The sequence below is a fragment of the Streptococcus sp. SM3 genome (assembly GCF_027497875.1).
On sequence record NZ_JAJNSA010000052.1, the window covers coordinates 1 to 17,098 of the forward strand.

A 17,098-nucleotide genomic window follows, 5' to 3' on the forward strand; every position below is an offset into this window, starting at 1 on the left:
TGAAACTGGTTTTCACGTTTTTTCTTGACTCTTTTTTTGGTTGTGATATAATTAACCAGTAAATAATTCTTCAAAGAATAGTATTTTCTCTTAAAAAAGAGAAGTCCAAAAGGAAAGGAGTCAGATATGAGACAGCTAGCGAAGGATATCGATGCTTTTTTGAATGAGGTGATTTTGCAGGCGGAAAATCAGCATGAAATCCTAATAGGTCATTGCACTAGCGAGGTGGCTCTGACCAATACCCAGGAGCATATCCTCATGCTCTTGTCAGAGGAATCTTTAACAAATTCAGAGTTGGCGCGTCGCCTCAATGTCAGTCAGGCAGCAGTTACCAAGGCCATTAAGTCTTTGGTCAAGGAAGGGATGTTGGAAACATCTAAAGATCCCAAGGATGCGCGTGTGATTTTTTATCAGTTGACTGATTTGGCTCGTCCAATCGCTGAGGAGCACCATCATCACCATGAGCATACACTTTTAACCTATGAACAAGTGGCGACTCAGTTTACTCCAAATGAACAAAAAGTGATCCAGCGGTTTTTGACTGCTTTAGTAGGAGAAATCAAATAATGAGATATATTACGGTAGAGGATTTATCCTTCTATTATGATAAGGAGCCCGTTCTTGAACATATCAATTATAGTGTTGATAGTGGGGAGTTTGTTACCTTGACGGGGGAGAATGGGGCAGCTAAGACGACACTGATCAAGGCCAGTCTTGGAATCCTTCAGCCACGCATTGGTAAGGTGACCATTTCAAAGACAAATACACAGGGTAAGAAATTGAGAATAGCCTACCTTCCTCAACAGATTGCCAGTTTTAATGCGGGTTTTCCAAGTACGGTTTACGAATTTGTCAAGTCGGGTCGTTATCCACGAAAAGGCTGGTTCCGTCGCTTGAATGCTCATGATGAGGAGCATATCAAGGCTAGTCTGGATTCAGTTGGCATGTGGGAACACCGAGACAAACGCTTGGGGTCTCTATCTGGAGGACAAAAGCAGCGAGCGGTGATTGCGCGTATGTTTGCTTCTGACCCAGATGTGTTTATCCTAGATGAGCCGACAACAGGAATGGATGCAGGAAGTAAAAATGAATTTTACGAACTCATGCACCACAGCGCCCATCATCATGGCAAGGCTGTTTTGATGATTACCCATGACCCTGAAGAAGTTAAGGATTATGCGGATCGCAATATTCATCTAGTCCGTAACCAAGACTCGCCATGGCGTTGTTTCAATGTTCATGAGAATGATCAGGAGGTGGGCCATGCTTAGTTTATTATCTTATGACTTTATGCAACGCGCCTTTCTGGCCGTTATTGCCATGAGTCTTTTCTCGCCGGTATTGGGGACCTTCCTTATCTTGCGCCGTCAGAGTTTGATGAGTGATACCCTCAGCCACGTCTCGCTTTCGGGTGTAGCTTTTGGTTTGGTTCTGGGGATTTCTCCGACTATTTCCACTATTGCCATTGTTTTGATTGCGGCTGTCTTTCTGGAGTATCTCCGTACGGTTTATAAGAGCTTTATGGAAATCGGGACAGCTATCCTCATGTCGACAGGTTTGGCTGTTTCTCTGATTGTCATGAGTAAGGGGAAAAGTTCTAGTTCTATGAGTTTGGACCAGTATCTTTTTGGCTCGATTGTGACTATCAGCGAAGAGCAGGTCATTTCCCTCTTTGTCATTGCGGCGGTTGTTTTAATTTTGACCTTCCTCTTCCTTCGTCCGATGTACATTTTGACCTTTGATGAGGATACGGCCTTTGTGGATGGTTTGCCAGTTCGTACCATGTCCATTCTTTTTAACATGGTGACAGGGGTGGCCATTGCCCTTATGATTCCTGCTGCGGGAGCTCTTTTGGTATCGACTATCATGGTCTTACCAGCTAGTATTGCCCTTCGTCTGGGGAAAAACTTTAAATCGGTTATGCGGCTTGCCAGTGCTATTGGATTTTTGGGAATGGTAGCAGGACTTTACATTTCCTACTATGCAGAAACACCTGCAAGTGCAAGTATTACCATTATTTTTGTAACTGTCTTTTTACTCATCAGTTTAGTAAGACGTTTTATCAAATAGGAGACTAACGTGAAAAAAATTAGCTTATTGCTAGCCAGTCTATGTGCCTTGTTTTTAGTGGCTTGTTCCAATCAAAAGCAGGCAGATGGCAAACTAAATATCGTGACAACCTTTTACCCTGTCTATGAATTTACCAAGCAAGTCGCAGGAGATACGGCTAATGTAGAACTCCTCATCGGTGCTGGTACAGAACCCCATGAATATGAACCGTCTGCCAAGGCAGTTGCCAAAATCCAAGATGCAGATACCTTCGTTTATGAAAATGAAAACATGGAAACATGGGTCCCTAAATTGCTAGATACCTTGGATAAGAAAAAGGTCAAAACCATCAAGGCGACAGGCGATATGTTGCTCTTACCAGGTAGCGAGGAAGAAGAGGGAGACCATGACCATGGAGAAGAAGGTCATCACCATGAGTTCGATCCCCATGTTTGGTTATCACCAGTTCGTGCCATTAAACTAGTAGAGCATATCCGTGATAGCTTATCAGCAGATTATCCTGATAAAAAAGAGACCTTTGAGAAGAATGCTGCTGCCTATATCGAAAAATTGCAAGCCTTGGATAAGGTTTATGGAGAAGGCTTATCTCAAGCCAAACAAAAGAGCTTTGTGACTCAACACGCAGCCTTTAACTATCTTGCTTTGGACTATGGACTCAAACAAGTCGCAATCTCAGGCCTTTCTCCAGATGCAGAGCCATCAGCAGCTCGCTTGGCAGAATTGACAGAGTATGTCAAGAAAAATAAAATCGCCTATATCTACTTTGAAGAAAATGCTTCTCAAGCCCTTGCTAATACACTTTCAAAAGAAGCAGGTGTCAAAACTGATGTCCTTAATCCTTTAGAAAGTCTGACAGAAGAGGATACCAAAGCTGGCGAAAACTACATCTCCGTTATGGAGAAAAACCTCAAGGCTCTGAAACAAACAACGGACCAAGAAGGCCCAGCAATCGAACCTGAAAAGGCAGAGGATACCAAGACAGTTCAAAATGGTTACTTCGAGGATGCAGACGTCAAGGACCGCACCTTGAGTGACTATGCAGGTAACTGGCAATCAGTTTATCCTTTCCTTGAAGATGGAACGTTTGATCAAGTCTTTGACTACAAGGCTAAGTTGACTGGTAAGATGACTCAAGCTGAGTACAAGGCCTACTATACAAAAGGCTATCAGACAGATGTGACTAAGATTAATATCACTGATAACACTATGGAATTTGTTCAAGGTGGACAAAGTAAGAAATATACTTACAAGTATGTTGGCAAGAAAATCTTGACTTACAAGAAAGGTAATCGTGGCGTGCGCTTCCTCTTTGAAGCCACAGATGCAGACGCTGGACAGTTCAAGTATGTTCAGTTTAGTGACCACAATATCGCCCCAGTTAAGGCAGAACATTTCCATATCTTCTTTGGAGGCACAAGCCAAGAAGTCCTCTTTGAAGAAATGGACAACTGGCCAACCTACTACCCAGATAACCTATCTGGCCAAGAAATCGCCCAAGAAATGTTGGCGCATTGATGAGAAATCGACTAGTTCATAAGAGCTGGTCGGTTTTTGGGTACTAGATGGTAACTTCATTATAGACCTTTCAGATACCTAAGGAACGTAATCGGTAACCGATGACAAAAATAGTATACACATCAAATCTAGATCAACAACCTCACTTAATGCTTGAACTATTGGAGTGCGGTCCACTTCAATGATGTTTTTTGTGAGTCTTTTAAAGGGATTAACCGTTACTTGTTTCGTTTCTTTGTCCACGACTTGTAAAGCTCAGATACTATGTTGATAATCAACGGAGTTAGAGAGAACTGTCATGATACACCTAATTCCTTACCAGTTGGTTTAGCAAGAGATTAGACGACAATGTGACAATTCACCTCTAATTATTGACATTTCAGGAAAAATCGCAGTAAAAACTGCACAGCCTTCTTTAAATGTGCTATAATACAGGAAAATAATGATGGAGGTCACGATAATGGCAACATTTTTGATGATTTTTGTGGTGGTTTGTGTGCTCCTATTGGTGATAGTCACACTGAGTACAGTTTATGTAGTTCGTCAACAGTCGGTGGCGATTATTGAACGCTTTGGGAAATACCAAAAGGTTGCCAATAGCGGTATTCATATTCGATTGCCTTTTGGGATTGACTCGATTGCAGCGCGGATTCAGTTGCGCTTATTGCAAAGCGATATTGTGGTTGAGACCAAGACCAAGGACAATGTGTTCGTTATGATGAATGTAGCGACTCAGTACCGTGTCAACGAGCAGAGCGTGACAGATGCCTACTATAAACTCATGCGTCCAGAATCTCAGATTAAATCTTATATCGAAGACGCTCTTCGCTCTTCTGTTCCAAAATTAACCTTGGATGAATTGTTTGAGAAAAAAGATGAGATTGCCCTTGAAGTTCAACACCAAGTAGCAGAAGAAATGACTACTTATGGTTATATTATCGTGAAAACCTTGATAACCAAGGTTGAACCAGATGCAGAAGTCAAGCAATCCATGAATGAAATCAATGCGGCGCAACGCAAGCGGGTCGCAGCGCAAGAATTGGCGGAAGCCGATAAGATTAAAATCGTCACTGCAGCTGAAGCCGAAGCAGAAAAAGACCGCCTCCATGGTGTGGGGATTGCCCAACAACGTAAGGCGATTGTGGATGGATTGGCAGAGTCTATCACAGAACTCAAGGAAGCCAATGTTGGTATGACAGAAGAGCAAATCATGTCTATTCTTTTGACCAACCAGTATTTGGATACATTGAATACCTTTGCCTCTAAAGGAAATCAGACTATCTTTTTACCAAATACGCCAAATGGTGTGGATGATATTCGTACACAAATCTTGTCAGCCCTTCGCGCTGAGAAGAAATAATAGACTAAAGAGCTTGGCAACAGGCTCTTTTTATATTACCCTTGTAGCTTTGAGGATTAAATCCTCCTCCACAAATTATAGAATCTTTTCCGAGTATTTAGGGAGTGATGGAGGAAATCTTGAGAGCGCTTTTGTTTTGTGCTATAGTCAAGTAAATCGAGTCGTTTAAAGAGGAATGCTTGTATGAGAAGAGAAGAAGTTTTACGAAATCACTGGTTTTTTAGCCAGGAAGTGGGGAAAGAAGATGCCTTGGCACCAGATTTTCAGAGGGAAAATTGGCAGGCTATTCAAGTGCCCCATGACTGGAGTATTTACAATGATTTTGACCAGTATTCGCCAGTGCAAAATGAGGGTGGTCAGTTAAATGGGGGTCAGGCTTGGTACCGGACGCAGTTTTACTTGGAAGAAGATGTCAGTCTTGTATCGGTGCGTTTGTTATTTGATGGAGTTTACATGAATGCCCAAGTCTATATCAACGGGCAAGTGCTGGGTTATTATCCCAATGGCTATACACCTTTTTCTTATGATATCACATCTAAGAAATGATGGGACGGCCAACCAGCTTGCGGTTTTTGTGGAAAATCAGCAACCTAGCAGTCGTTAGTACTCTGGTAGCGGTATTTACCGAGAAGTAAAATTGTTGATTACAGATTCGGTGCATCTGGATTTATATGGGATTAAGATAGAAAGTCCCAATCTCAAGGAACAAAGAGATGGATGGGTGGAAACTCAGTTTGAAAGCAAGGTTTCAAATGATGGCTCTCAGTACGTGTCGGTGTATTTGGAGCAGAGTATCTGGTATGATGGGCAGCAGCTGTCAGACTGGCAGGCGACAGACTCTGTAATGATTAAGTCTGGGGAAAAACATCATTTCAAACAATCAATATTAATTTTCCAACCTTTGCTTTGGGATATTGATCATCCTTACCTTTACCAATTGAAGACTCGCCTCTACAAAAATGGCATTTTGGTTGATGAAGAAGAGGAGACTTTTGGTTACCGTTATATGGATTGGCAAGTGGATAAGGGCTTCTTTCTAAATGGTCGTTGGTTGAAGATTCATGGGTTTTGTTTGCACCATGACTACGGATCGCTGGGAGCTGTGGAAAACAGGTCAGCTGCTGAGAGACGCTTTCGCCAGATGAAGGAAATGGGGGTCAATGCGATTCGAATCACCCATAATCCAGCTAGTAGTAATTTGCTGGATGTGACTGCCAAAATGGGCTTACTCATCCAAGAAGAAGCCTTTGATACCTGGTATGGAGGTAAGAAAGAATATGACTATGGTCGCTTTTTTGAGGAAGAAGCGACTCATCCAGAAGCGAAAGCAGGCGATTTCTGGTCAGATTATGATTTGCGCACTATGATTGAACGTAGTAAGAACAATCCAGCGATTTTTATGTGGTCCTTGGGAAATGAAGTCAGCGAAGCAAATGGCGATGCTCATTCATTGATGACTATCAAACGCTTGCTAGAAAGGGTCAAGGAAGTTGATGATAGCCGTTTTGTGACTATGGGAATGGACCAATTCCGCTTCGGAGATGGTTCTGGAGGTCATGAAAAGATTGCTGATTTGCTGGATGTGGTGGGTTTGAATTACTCGGAAGACAATATTGATGGGATTCGCAAAAGACATCCCAAGTGGCGACTTTATGGGTCTGAAACCTCATCGGCTACAAGGACGCGTGATAGCTATTTTCGCCCAGCTAAGGAATGGGTTGGGGATAATCGCCGCGTGCGGAATTTTGAACAGTCAGACTATGGAAATGATCGAGTTCCTTGGGGGAAGACAGCAACGGCCTCTTGGATAGCAGATAGAAATCGGCTAGACTATGCGGGTCAGTTTATCTGGACAGGAGTGGACTATATCGGTGAACCGACTCCTTGGCACAACCAAAATGATACACCTGTCAAGAGTTTCTATTTTGGGATTGTGGACACAGCAGGGATTCCTAAAAATGACTATTATTTCTACCAAAGTCAGTGGGTGGACCTAGATCAGCATCCCATGGTTCATATCTTACCTCACTGGAATTGGGAAATCCACAAGAGTTATCAACAAGCTGTGGATAAGTATGGGGATATCCCTGTTCGAGTGTATTCAAATGCTGGTTCTGTAGAGCTATTTCTTAATGGAAAATCTCATGGTAGGAAGACCTTTCAGGAGAAATGGACTTCAGATGGCAGAAAATACCAAGAGGGAGAGGGTTCTGGCCAACTCTATCTCGAATGACGCTTGGCTTATTAACCAGGAAAAGTGCGTGCTGTGGCCTATAACCATCAATGTCAGATTGTGGCAGAAGATAGGGTGGTGACTGCAGGTAAGCCAGCCAAAATCGGGTTACATGCCGAAAAAACACAACTGGGGCCAGATGGGCAAGACCTCCTTTATCTCTATTTTGATGTATTGGACATGGATGGAAACTGGGTGTCGAGTGTTTCCAATCAGCTTCATTTAAAAATTGAGGGCCTTGCTCGCATTGTGGGTGTGGATAATGGCAGGCAGGCCATCGTGAACGTTACAAGGCTCAGAAAAATGGTCAAGAGGAAAGCCTTTCATGGCAGAGGTGTCCTCTTAGTTCAGAGCTTGGAGCAGGCAGGTCTAGTCAGAGTAAAAGCTAGTGCTAGAGGGCTAGAGCCAGCAAGTTTTGTTCTCTCAGTGGGAGATGCTTTGCCTACCAAACCAGTGAAAAATAAGCGCTTGTTTGAGATTTGAGTGGACAAGCAGGCAGGCTTACAAGAAGGGGATTCCCCAGCTATTGGACTTTATCCACAAATTGTGGATAACCCTGTGAACAAGGTGGGGAATAGTGAAGTGATTTGGGAGACGAGTGGTAGTGCCCACGCTATTATCAAGCAGGGAGTGCTTCATTGCTTGTCTGCAGGGGACTTGGCTATCCGAGCCATGTATCAAGGCAAGATCTATCAAACTCATTTGCAGGTCGCAGAAAATACCTCACTAGGGCAGGCAGTTTTTGTACGACCACTTCGCTTGTATACAGCTAAGGGAACTTATCCACAGCTGCCATCTTCAGTTTTGGTGGACTATGAGTCTGGTAGTGCAAAACGAGTCAAGGTTGTTTGGGAGGCAATCTCCGAAGAAGATATGGCAAGCTTTCATGAGTTTACGGTATCTGGTCAGCTAGAGTGTTTGGATTTAAAGGCTTCTGCTCAGGTTTGTGTCCAAGGGATTTGCGCTGTTGAGCCTGAAAGGGTTTGGACGCTTGTCAAGGAAGCCCCACATTTACCAGACCGAGTCAAGCTAGTCTTATCAGATGGCAGAAGAGATACGGCCAAGGTGACTTGGGATGAACTCGAACCTCAAGTCTATGCTCAGGTAGGAGAAAGTGTGCTCACAGGACAAGTAGAGGGCTGTGAGTTGCCAGCAACAGTCACCATTCATGTGACAGATGCTAGTGTAGATGGGGAAGTTATTTCCAATCAGTGGACAGGGTCCAACCTGCCTCTGGTCTTTGCTTCTCACTCAGAACCAAATCACCCAGCCTCTTACCTCAATGACAAGGTCATTGCTCGGAAAAAATCGACAGCCAATACTTGGATTGCCAAGTCAGAGAAAGCCAGCGTGGGCGTTCTTTTTGGAGATGCAGGGATTTTAAAACCGCGATTTGTGGATAACGTGACCTTGTATTATGTTGAAAATCAAGAATATGTGGCTGTTGAGCCGACCTTTATTGATTATTACATAGGGAATGAGCCTACTTTACCTCGAACTCCCAACCATTTGGATAAGGATTCCCTGCTCAAGCAAGAGCAGAATTGGCGACCTGTATCAGCTATCCGAAAAGTGTCAAGCGAGAAGGATGAGGAGCTTCGTTTTGAATTTGATAAGGTAGAGACTTATGCCCTTCGTCTTCGATTTGAAAACTTGACAAGCCCTCTAGCGTTAACAGAATTGCAAGTACATGACAAAAAAGTAAAGAAAAGTGTAGATAGGAAATAGTGTGGTAAGAGAAATAAAACCGCATGGCCCCTTGACTAGTCAGGCCCAGCTAGCTTATTTAGAGGATGAACTAGCAGCCTTTATCCATTTTGGTCCCAATACCTTTTATGACCAGGAATGGGGAACAGGTCAGGAGGATCCTGAACGCTTTAACCCGACACAGTTAGATGCGCGTGAGTGGGTTCGCGTGCTCAAGGAAACGGGCTTTAAGAAGTTGATTTTAGTGGTCAAGCACCACGATGGTTTTGTCCTTTATCCGACAGCTCATACAGATTATTCGGTCAAGGCTAGTCCTTGAAGTATCCCAAGCTGCCACAGAGTTTGATATGGATATGGGGATCTACCTATCACCCTGGGATGCCCACAGCCCCCTCTATCATGTGGACCGAGAAGCGGACTATAATGCCTATTATCTGGCTCAGCTGAAGGAGATTTTATCAAATCCTGCCTATGGAAATGAAGGGAAATTTGCTGAGGTCTGGATGGATGGTGCCAGAGGAGAGGGCGCTCAAAAGGTCAATTATGAATTTGAAAAATGGTTTGAAACTATTCATGAACTGCAGGGCGATTGCTTAATTTTTTCAACAGAAGGCACCAGTATCCGCTGGATTGGCAATGAACGAGGGTATGCAGGTGATCCCTTGTGGCAAAAGGTGAATCCTGACAAACTAGGGACAGAAGCAGAGCTGGATTATCTTCAGCATGGAGATTCTTCAGGCACTATTTTTTCAATCGGAAAGGCAGATGTTTCCATCCGGCCAGGTTGGTTTTACCATGAAGAGCAGGATCCTAAGTCACTTGAGGAGTTGGTCGAAATCTATTTCCACTCAGTGGGGAGAGGAACCCCGCTCCTACTTAATATTACGCCGAATAAAGCTGGGCTATTTGATGCAAAGGATATTGAACGCCTCTATGAATTTGCGGCCTATCGCAATGAGCTCTATAAAGAAGATTTGGCTCTGGGAGCTGAGGTATCTGGTCCAGCTCTTTCCGAAGACTGTGCTTGTTACCATCTGACAGATGGTCTTAAGACCAGGTCTTGGGCAAGTGATGTAGGCTTGCCTATCCAGTTAGAACTCGACTTAGGATTTCCTAAAACTTTTGATGTAATTGAGTTAAGAGAAGATTTGAAGCTAGGGAAACGAATCGCTGCTTTTAATGTGCAAGTAGAGGTGGACGGCGTCTGGCAAGAATTTGGTACAGGCTTTACAGTTGGTCATAAGCGCCTCCTGCGAGGTCCGCTAGTAGAGGCACAGAAGGTGCGCGTGATGATTACAGAGTCACAGGATTTACCTGTATTGACCAAGATTTCACTCTATAAAACTCCTAGCTTATCAAAAACAGAAGTTGTTCAGGGGCTAGCATTTGCAGAAAAAAGTCTAGCTGTAGCAAAGGGAGAGACTCTTCATTTTAGGATTGAACGTAGCGAAAGTAGCTTCTCTTTAGAGGCTAAGATTTCGATTCAACTGGGGACTGGTGTCCATGGTGTCGCCTATTAGGACGAGATTCAAGTCCTTCAATTCCAAGCAGGGGAAAGCAAAAAGATTTGTGCCTACCAACCCTGTATTTTGCTGCTGATAAGATCTTGGATTTCTATCTGAATCTGACTATTGATGGACAACTGGTTGATCAAGCTCATATTTTAATTGAAACGAGATAAAAATCCTCACAATTCATTTCCTTTTCGAATAAACAGATAGAACCATCGAATCTAGCAAAATATATAATAAAAGAAGGAAGTGGATGATTCTCAGACATCCGGGCATCAGCCCAACTAATGATTTAGTGGCTAAGAAAATCTTTAGTAATCCAGAAATCACTTGTCAATTTATTCGCGATATGTTGGACTTACCTGCAAAAAATGTGACCATTTTGGAGGAAAGCAATATTCACGTATTATCCTCCATGCCTTATTCAGTGCAGGATTTCTATACCAGTATAGACGTCTTGGCGGAGTTGGACAATGGCACTCAAGTAATCATTGAAATTCAGGTATATCATCAGAATTTTTTCATCAATTGCCTGTGGGCTTACCTATGCAGTCAGGTCAATCAAAATCTAGAAAAAATTCGCCAACGAGAAGGTGATACACATCAAAGTTACAAACACATCGCACCAGTATATGCTATCGCAATTGTGGACAGCAATTACTTCTCAGATGACATAGCTTTTCATAGCTTTAGTATGCGTGAGGACACGACAGGTGAGGTTTTAACTATCATAAATAACGGTCAAGAAAACCATCTAGTCAAGATGGCGTTCTTGGAATTAAAAAATACAGAGAAACCAGCAAAGACAAGGCTCGCAAGCCGTGGTTGGAGTTTTTTGGGAACAAACCCTTTACTCAGCAACCCGAGCGAGCCATCAACCAAGCAGACCAACTGCTGGACTACAAGAGCTGGTCCGAGGAGGACAGGAAGATGTTTAGTGAACAACGCAGACGTGAAGAACAAGCCTTGTTAGCACAGGACTATGCCTTGGAAACAGCTAGGGCGGAGGGGCTGGAACAAGGTTTAGAGCGTGGGAAAGTTGAAGGAAGTTTGTCTATGCTACTAAATCTCGTTCGTCAACATCTCCTGACTTCGGAGATTGCGAGTGAACAATTAGGTATGAGCGTCTCTGAATTTGAGGGACTGTTGTAAATAGTCAAAAACGACATGTTATCGGCTGAGATAGCATGTTTTATTTTGGTTTAATGTTTTTCAATTTCGACAAAAACTATCAATAATTTAAGTTGAAATAAAATAGCTACTATAGAGGCAAAATCATGTTAAAAATGTAAAAAAATAAAAAATTAGAAGCGATTACAAATCAGGGAATGAATTCATATTTTTTAATTAGATAGACTTTAAATAGCTAGTTACAAAAGAAAATGTTACGATTTGTCATAATTTTATAACAATCTACTTTGCTTTTAAATAGTTTTGTGTTATCATTGTGATGTACATTAAGTACAAAAAAATGATATAAATAATATGCAAATATTATGCATATTAACATATTATAAATTATGAATAATATAAAATTTAAGGAGGTTGTGTCTCATGAAGAGTAAACAACAGGAGTATCGCACTGAAAAGTGTCTTCGTTATAGTATCCGCAAGGTCAGTTTTGGTGCAGCTAGTGTAGCAGTGGCCGCTCTATTCATGTTCCTAGGGAATGGGGCTGTATCAGCTGATGAGCTTGGGAAACAAGATGTAACAGTTATTGAAAAAAATCTTGAGCCCAAAGCTTCTCAAGATGGAGAAAAGACTGTCCAATCTGATGCTTTAGCAACAGAAGTAACCGCTAAACCAGAAGAAAATGTTGTCGCACAATCAGAGCCGGCTTCTAAATCGGCAGAATCAGCAAAACCAACTTCAACTTTGGATAAGTCACAATTGGAAAGCTATATCGCTGAAATTGAAGGGAATATTTCATCAGGTAAATACGCTAATAAAACAGAGGAAAGTATTAGTCTTTTAAATTCTGAGATAGCTTCTGCCAAGTCTGTGCTTGCTTCTGCAACCAGTCAAAATGAACTAAAAGCAGCTTACAACAAGCTTGTTACTGTAGTAAGCTCAAAATTAAAAAACAAACCAGTTGAGAAAAAAGAAACGCCAGCAGTAGATACTACAAATGCTAAAGAAACTGTAGGTAAAAAAGCAGAAAACACAGAGAAAAAATCTGATTCAAATTCAATCGAAAACACTGGATCTAACGATTCACGTAACGGTAAAGCATTAGATAAAAACAATGCATTTAGAGCGGAGACAACTGCAACTCATGGTAACTTTAATTACTCTATGGAGTATTCTAATGGAAAAGAAATTTACCTTTATAATGAAGAAGATGCAGATGTCAATATTACAGTTAGCTCAACAGCTGGAAATATTACTAAAGCAACAGTTAAAGCTGGAAGTGGTCAGTTTGTGCTAAAATCGAAAAGTGATCAAGCGATAGCTCATGCTAAAGGTCAGAACGTACCTATGCCGCAGGAAGAAGAAGTTGAAATAGATGGTTATGGTTGGAGTTATCATCAAACACTAAGTGAAACTCAAGGTCCAGTAAAAATTAAAATCACTGGTAAACCAAATGATACTTTTAAAGGACTTAAATCTTACACAAAAACTGAAGATCAACGAGCAGTATTAGGAGCAAGATATTTACAACTTGAAGATTCTACTGGTGCTAAACTGGCTGGAGGTAACAATCCATCAGCTCCTGGTTATTTCAACTTAGTTGTTAAATCACAAACATATAAATACGATATTCAACCGGTAGCAGAGAAGAATAAAGTTGCTGTTGTAGATATTAACAACTTAACTCCAACTGATATTGATAAAATTAAAGAGAAAATTAATATTCAATATTCTGATAAAGCAACGAAAGAAGATGCTCGACTTGCTTCTAAAAAAGGAGAAGTTTTACAAGATAGATCTACGGTAGTGAAAGAAGTCGCTGTTGCAAACGGAACAGTTACAGTTACCTATAATGACGATTCAGTAGATACTACTCCAGTTGCAAATGTAGCACGTACTAACCCAGCGCCAACAGTAGAACTTCCATACTCAAATGTAGACAAACGTCAAATTTATGTTTATACAGGAGAAAATACAGATTTAACATTCACAGGTAAAGACGAAACAACAGTTAAAGACTTATACTTACGTGGACCAGGTGGTGTTGGAAATGATAACGCTGCAGCGTACGGATTCACAACAGGTAAGATTGATAACGGTGCCGTTGCAAATGGAGAAGGAACAGTATCTGGCGATAAGAGAACAGCAACTATCAAGATGACAGGTGTTACAACTCTTAAAGCTCCAAACCAATGGACAAGTTTTATTGAAGCTAAAGATAATGATGATTTCAAATCAATGACAGGCGTAAACTACGATGCTTCAACTGATGATGCAGTGCGTCAACAAAAACCAGGATATGTTCAATTCATCGTTAAATCTCAAACAGATAAGTACAACATCAAGGCACCAACAGAAAAGGTTACAGTAGCAGACCCAGCAAATGTAACAGAAGATGATTTAGCTAAAATCAAAGAAAAATTACAACTTGAGTACAATAAGGATAATGACGATGCGAATATCTCAAAAGATGCTCCAGTTACAGATAAAGATGCTAAGATTAAGTCAGTAACAAAAGATGCTAAAGGAAATCTTGTAGTAACATACACAGATGGTTCAAAAGACACAAGAGCATTATCAGACTTTGTAAACAAAGCACCAACAGTAGAACTTCCATATTCAAATGCAGACAAACGTCAAATCTATGTTTACACAGGAGAAAACACAGATTTAACATTCACAGGTAAAGACGAAACAACAGTTAAAGATTTGTACTTACGTGGACCTGGTGGTATTGGAAATGATAACACTGCAGGTTATGGATTTACAACAGGTAAGATTGATAACGATGTAGTTACAAATGGCGAAGGAACAGTATCTGGTGATAAGAGAACAGCAACTATTAAGATGACAGGTGTTACAACACTTAAAGCTCCAAACAAATGGACAAGTTTTGTTGTTGCTAATGACAATGATAATGCTAAATCAATGCCATCAGATCTAAACTATGACGCTTCAACTGATGATGCAGTACGTAAACAAAAACCAGGATATGTTGAGTTTATCGTTAAAGACCAAACATCTAAATATGATATTGTTGCACCAACGGAAAAAGTTGCAGTAGCAGATCCAGCAAATGTTACAGATGCAGAGTTAGAAAAAATCAAAGAAAAATTAAAACTTGAATACAATAAGGATAATGATGATGCGAACCTAGCAGATAAAAAAGGTAAAAATGTAGAGGATAAAGACACTAAAATCAAGTCAGTAACTAAAGATGGTCAAGGAAATCTTGTTGTAACTTATAAAGATGGATCTGTAGATAAAAAACCACTTTCTGAGTTTGTTAACCTTAACAAACAACCAGCCCTTGATGCGGTTAATAAAGCAGCAGAAAACAAGATTGCTGAAATCAATAAAACTCCAAATGCTACTGATGAAGAAAAAGCAGCAGCAATCGCTAAAGTAAATGCAGATAAAGAAAAAGCTCTTAATACAATTAATGATGCTAATGTAACGACAAAAGCAGAATTAGATAAAGCGAAAGAAGCAGGGACAACTGCAATCGCAGCGGATAACCCAGTAGTAGCGAAAAAAGATGCAGCAAAAGCAGATGTAGAAGTAGCGCGTAAAGCAAAAGCAGATGCTATTAATGCAGACAAAAACTTAAGTCAAGCAGAAAAAGATGCAGCTATCGCTAAAATCAATAAAGCGGCTAAAGATGCAACAAAAGCAATCGATGCGGCAACGACAGATGCAGCTGTAGATACAGCGAAAAATGCTGGAACTACAGAATTTGGTAAAGTTAACCCGGTAGCAAAAGAAGCTGCAAAACAAGCTGTAGCAGACGAGTTAACTAAGAAAGAAGCAGAAATCGACGCTCGTGATGACTTAACACAAGAAGAAAAAGACGCAGCTAAGAAAGAAGCACAAGCTAAAGCCAAAGAAGCAACTGATGCAATCAATGCTCAACCTGATACAGTAGATACACCAGAAAAAGCAACAGCAGCGCAACAAGTTGTAGACACAGCTAAAGATAAAGGAGTATCAGAAGTTAAGGCGATTAACCCAGAAGCAAAAGCCAAACCAGCAGCTAAGAAAGCAATTGATGAAGCATTAAAAGCGAAAGAAGCGGAAATAGATGCACGAACTGATTTAACAGACGAAGAAAAAACTGCAGCAAAAGAAGAAGCAAAAGCAGCAGCTGACAAAGCGAAAGAAAATGTAGATAAAGCAACAACAGATGCGGCTGTAAAAGAAGCAGAAAAAGCAGGAACATCAGAAGTTAAAGCAATTAATCCAGAAGCGAAAGCCAAACCAGTGGCTAAAAAAGCAATTGATGAGAAACTGGCAGAACAATTAAAAGCTATTGAAAATACACCTGATGCTACTGATGAGGAAAAAGCAGAAGCAATTCAAAAAGCTCAGGATGCAGCAGAACAAGCAAAACAAGCAATAGATGATACTAAAACAGATGCAGAGGTAAATACTGCAAAAGAAACGGGTGTAGCAGAAGTTGAAAAAGCTCTTCCAGTAGTTGAAGATAAACCAAATGCTCGTAAAGCAATTGATGAAGAAGCAAAAGCTAAAAGAGCAGAAATCGATGCTCGTAATGATTTATCTCCTAAAGCTAAAGAAGCATTAAAAGCTAAAGTAGATAAAGTTGCGAATAAAGCTAAAGCAGCAATCGATGCAGTAAGTAGTGAAGCTGATGTTAATGTAATAGAAGAAGCAGATAAGGAAGCTATTAAAGCAATTGGAGATATCAATAGACCAATTGACAAAGTTCTTGTAAAAGACCCAAGTGCATTAACAGATGAAGAAAAAGCTAAAATCTTAGAAGAAGTTAAAAAAGTTAATCCTACAGCCAAAGAAGTTAAATATAACGAAAATGGTAAAATCGAGGTAACTACTGAAAATGGTGATAAAGGAACGATTAATCCAGCTAAATTAGTTAAAACTGAAGAAGACTTAGATAACGGTAAAGGTGGAAACGACATTAATAAACCACTTGATAAAGTTATCGTAAAAGATCCAGCTAACCTAACAGATGAAGAAAAAGCTAAGATTATTGCAGAAGTTGAAGAGGTTAATCCAGATGCTATTGTAACGATAGATGAAAATGGAACTGTTTCTGTGTCTACTCCAGATGGAAAAACTTCGGCAATTCCAGCAACTGATTTAGTAAGAACTAAAGAAGATACAGAAAAAGCAGGAGCGGGGAATAGTAGTATTGTGAAACCGGCAGATAAGATAGTCGGTGAAGCTAATGACCCAGACGATCAAGCTAAAGCAGAAGAGAAATTAAGAGAACTAAATCCAGATACTAAATCTGTCAAATTCGATGGGAATGGTAATGCTACAGTTACACTAAAAGACGGCACTACAGCAACAATTCCATCGGAAGACTTGTTCAAATCAGAAACTGATGAGACTAAACCAAAAGCAGGAAACGACATCGTAAAACCAGCGGATAAAACTGTAGTAGCGAACCCAGAACAATTAACTGATGCTGAGAAGAAAGCGATTGAAGATAAAGTTAAAGCCGTCAATCCAGGATCAACTGTAGTTGTAGACGACAAAGGAAACGCAACAGTCACAACACCAGAAGGTAAGACAGCCGTTATCCCA

General features: G+C 40.9%; 10 protein-coding genes and 2 pseudogenes. All 12 read left to right on the forward strand.

The genetic code is table 11. The annotated features are described in order from the left end of the window. Nucleotides 1-126: 126 nt before the first annotated feature. Nucleotides 127-567 (forward strand): zinc-dependent transcriptional regulator AdcR, encoded by a 441-nt coding sequence (adcR, locus tag PAN06_RS08600; protein WP_001249308.1) that lies wholly within the window; start codon nucleotides 127-129, stop codon nucleotides 565-567. Then, the gene (locus PAN06_RS08605; RefSeq protein WP_001269496.1) at nucleotides 567-1,271 is read left to right on the forward strand and encodes a metal ABC transporter ATP-binding protein; all 705 of its coding nucleotides are present in this window, start codon (nucleotides 567-569) and stop codon (nucleotides 1,269-1,271) included. Before adcR ends, PAN06_RS08605 begins: the two co-directional genes overlap by 1 nt. After that, complete coding sequence (locus PAN06_RS08610) at nucleotides 1,264-2,070, forward strand: metal ABC transporter permease (RefSeq protein ID WP_269796074.1); 807 nt, start codon at nucleotides 1,264-1,266, stop codon at nucleotides 2,068-2,070. Before PAN06_RS08605 ends, PAN06_RS08610 begins: the two co-directional genes overlap by 8 nt. A gap of 9 nt (nucleotides 2,071-2,079) precedes the next feature. Then, complete coding sequence (gene adcA / locus PAN06_RS08615; RefSeq protein WP_269796075.1) at nucleotides 2,080-3,585, forward strand: zinc ABC transporter substrate-binding lipoprotein AdcA; 1,506 nt, start codon at nucleotides 2,080-2,082, stop codon at nucleotides 3,583-3,585. A 475-nt stretch (nucleotides 3,586-4,060) separates the two neighbouring features. After that, a complete protein-coding gene (locus tag PAN06_RS08620; protein ID WP_004235732.1) occupies nucleotides 4,061-4,945 on the forward strand; it encodes an SPFH domain-containing protein in 885 nt (294 codons plus the stop codon). Between the two features lie 183 nt (nucleotides 4,946-5,128). Next, nucleotides 5,129-5,491, forward strand: a complete 363-nt coding sequence (locus PAN06_RS08625; RefSeq protein WP_269796076.1) for a sugar-binding domain-containing protein — start codon at nucleotides 5,129-5,131, stop codon at nucleotides 5,489-5,491. Between the two features lie 91 nt (nucleotides 5,492-5,582). Beyond that, entirely contained in the window at nucleotides 5,583-7,178 is a 1,596-nt protein-coding gene (locus PAN06_RS08630) for a glycoside hydrolase family 2 TIM barrel-domain containing protein (RefSeq protein ID WP_269796077.1), read from the forward strand. A gap of 33 nt (nucleotides 7,179-7,211) precedes the next feature. Beyond that, a complete protein-coding gene (locus PAN06_RS08635) occupies nucleotides 7,212-7,661 on the forward strand; it encodes a hypothetical protein (protein WP_269796078.1) in 450 nt (149 codons plus the stop codon). Beyond that, complete coding sequence (locus tag PAN06_RS08640; RefSeq protein ID WP_269796079.1) at nucleotides 7,662-8,906, forward strand: Ig-like domain-containing protein; 1,245 nt, start codon at nucleotides 7,662-7,664, stop codon at nucleotides 8,904-8,906. A gap of 1 nt (nucleotide 8,907) precedes the next feature. Further along, a pseudogene (locus tag PAN06_RS08645) lies at nucleotides 8,908-10,566 on the forward strand (alpha-L-fucosidase). A gap of 83 nt (nucleotides 10,567-10,649) precedes the next feature. Continuing rightward, nucleotides 10,650-11,548: pseudogene (locus PAN06_RS08650) on the forward strand (Rpn family recombination-promoting nuclease/putative transposase). 402 nt (nucleotides 11,549-11,950) lie between these two features. Next, the coding region (locus PAN06_RS08655) for a DUF1542 domain-containing protein (RefSeq protein ID WP_269796080.1) at nucleotides 11,951-17,098 on the forward strand (5,148 nt) is incomplete at its 3' end.

What these genes read in the sequence shown, in the direction of transcription:
- PAN06_RS08605 (WP_001269496.1), top strand. Translation starts at nt 567, where the DNA reads ATGAGATATATTACGGTAGAGGATTTATCCTTCTATTATGATAAGGAG.
- PAN06_RS08625 (WP_269796076.1), top strand. Translation starts at nt 5,129, where the DNA reads ATGAGAAGAGAAGAAGTTTTACGAAATCACTGGTTTTTTAGCCAGGAA.
- PAN06_RS08620 (WP_004235732.1), top strand. Translation starts at nt 4,061, where the DNA reads ATGATTTTTGTGGTGGTTTGTGTGCTCCTATTGGTGATAGTCACACTG.
- PAN06_RS08610 (WP_269796074.1), top strand. Translation starts at nt 1,264, where the DNA reads ATGCTTAGTTTATTATCTTATGACTTTATGCAACGCGCCTTTCTGGCC.
- adcR (WP_001249308.1), top strand. Translation starts at nt 127, where the DNA reads ATGAGACAGCTAGCGAAGGATATCGATGCTTTTTTGAATGAGGTGATT.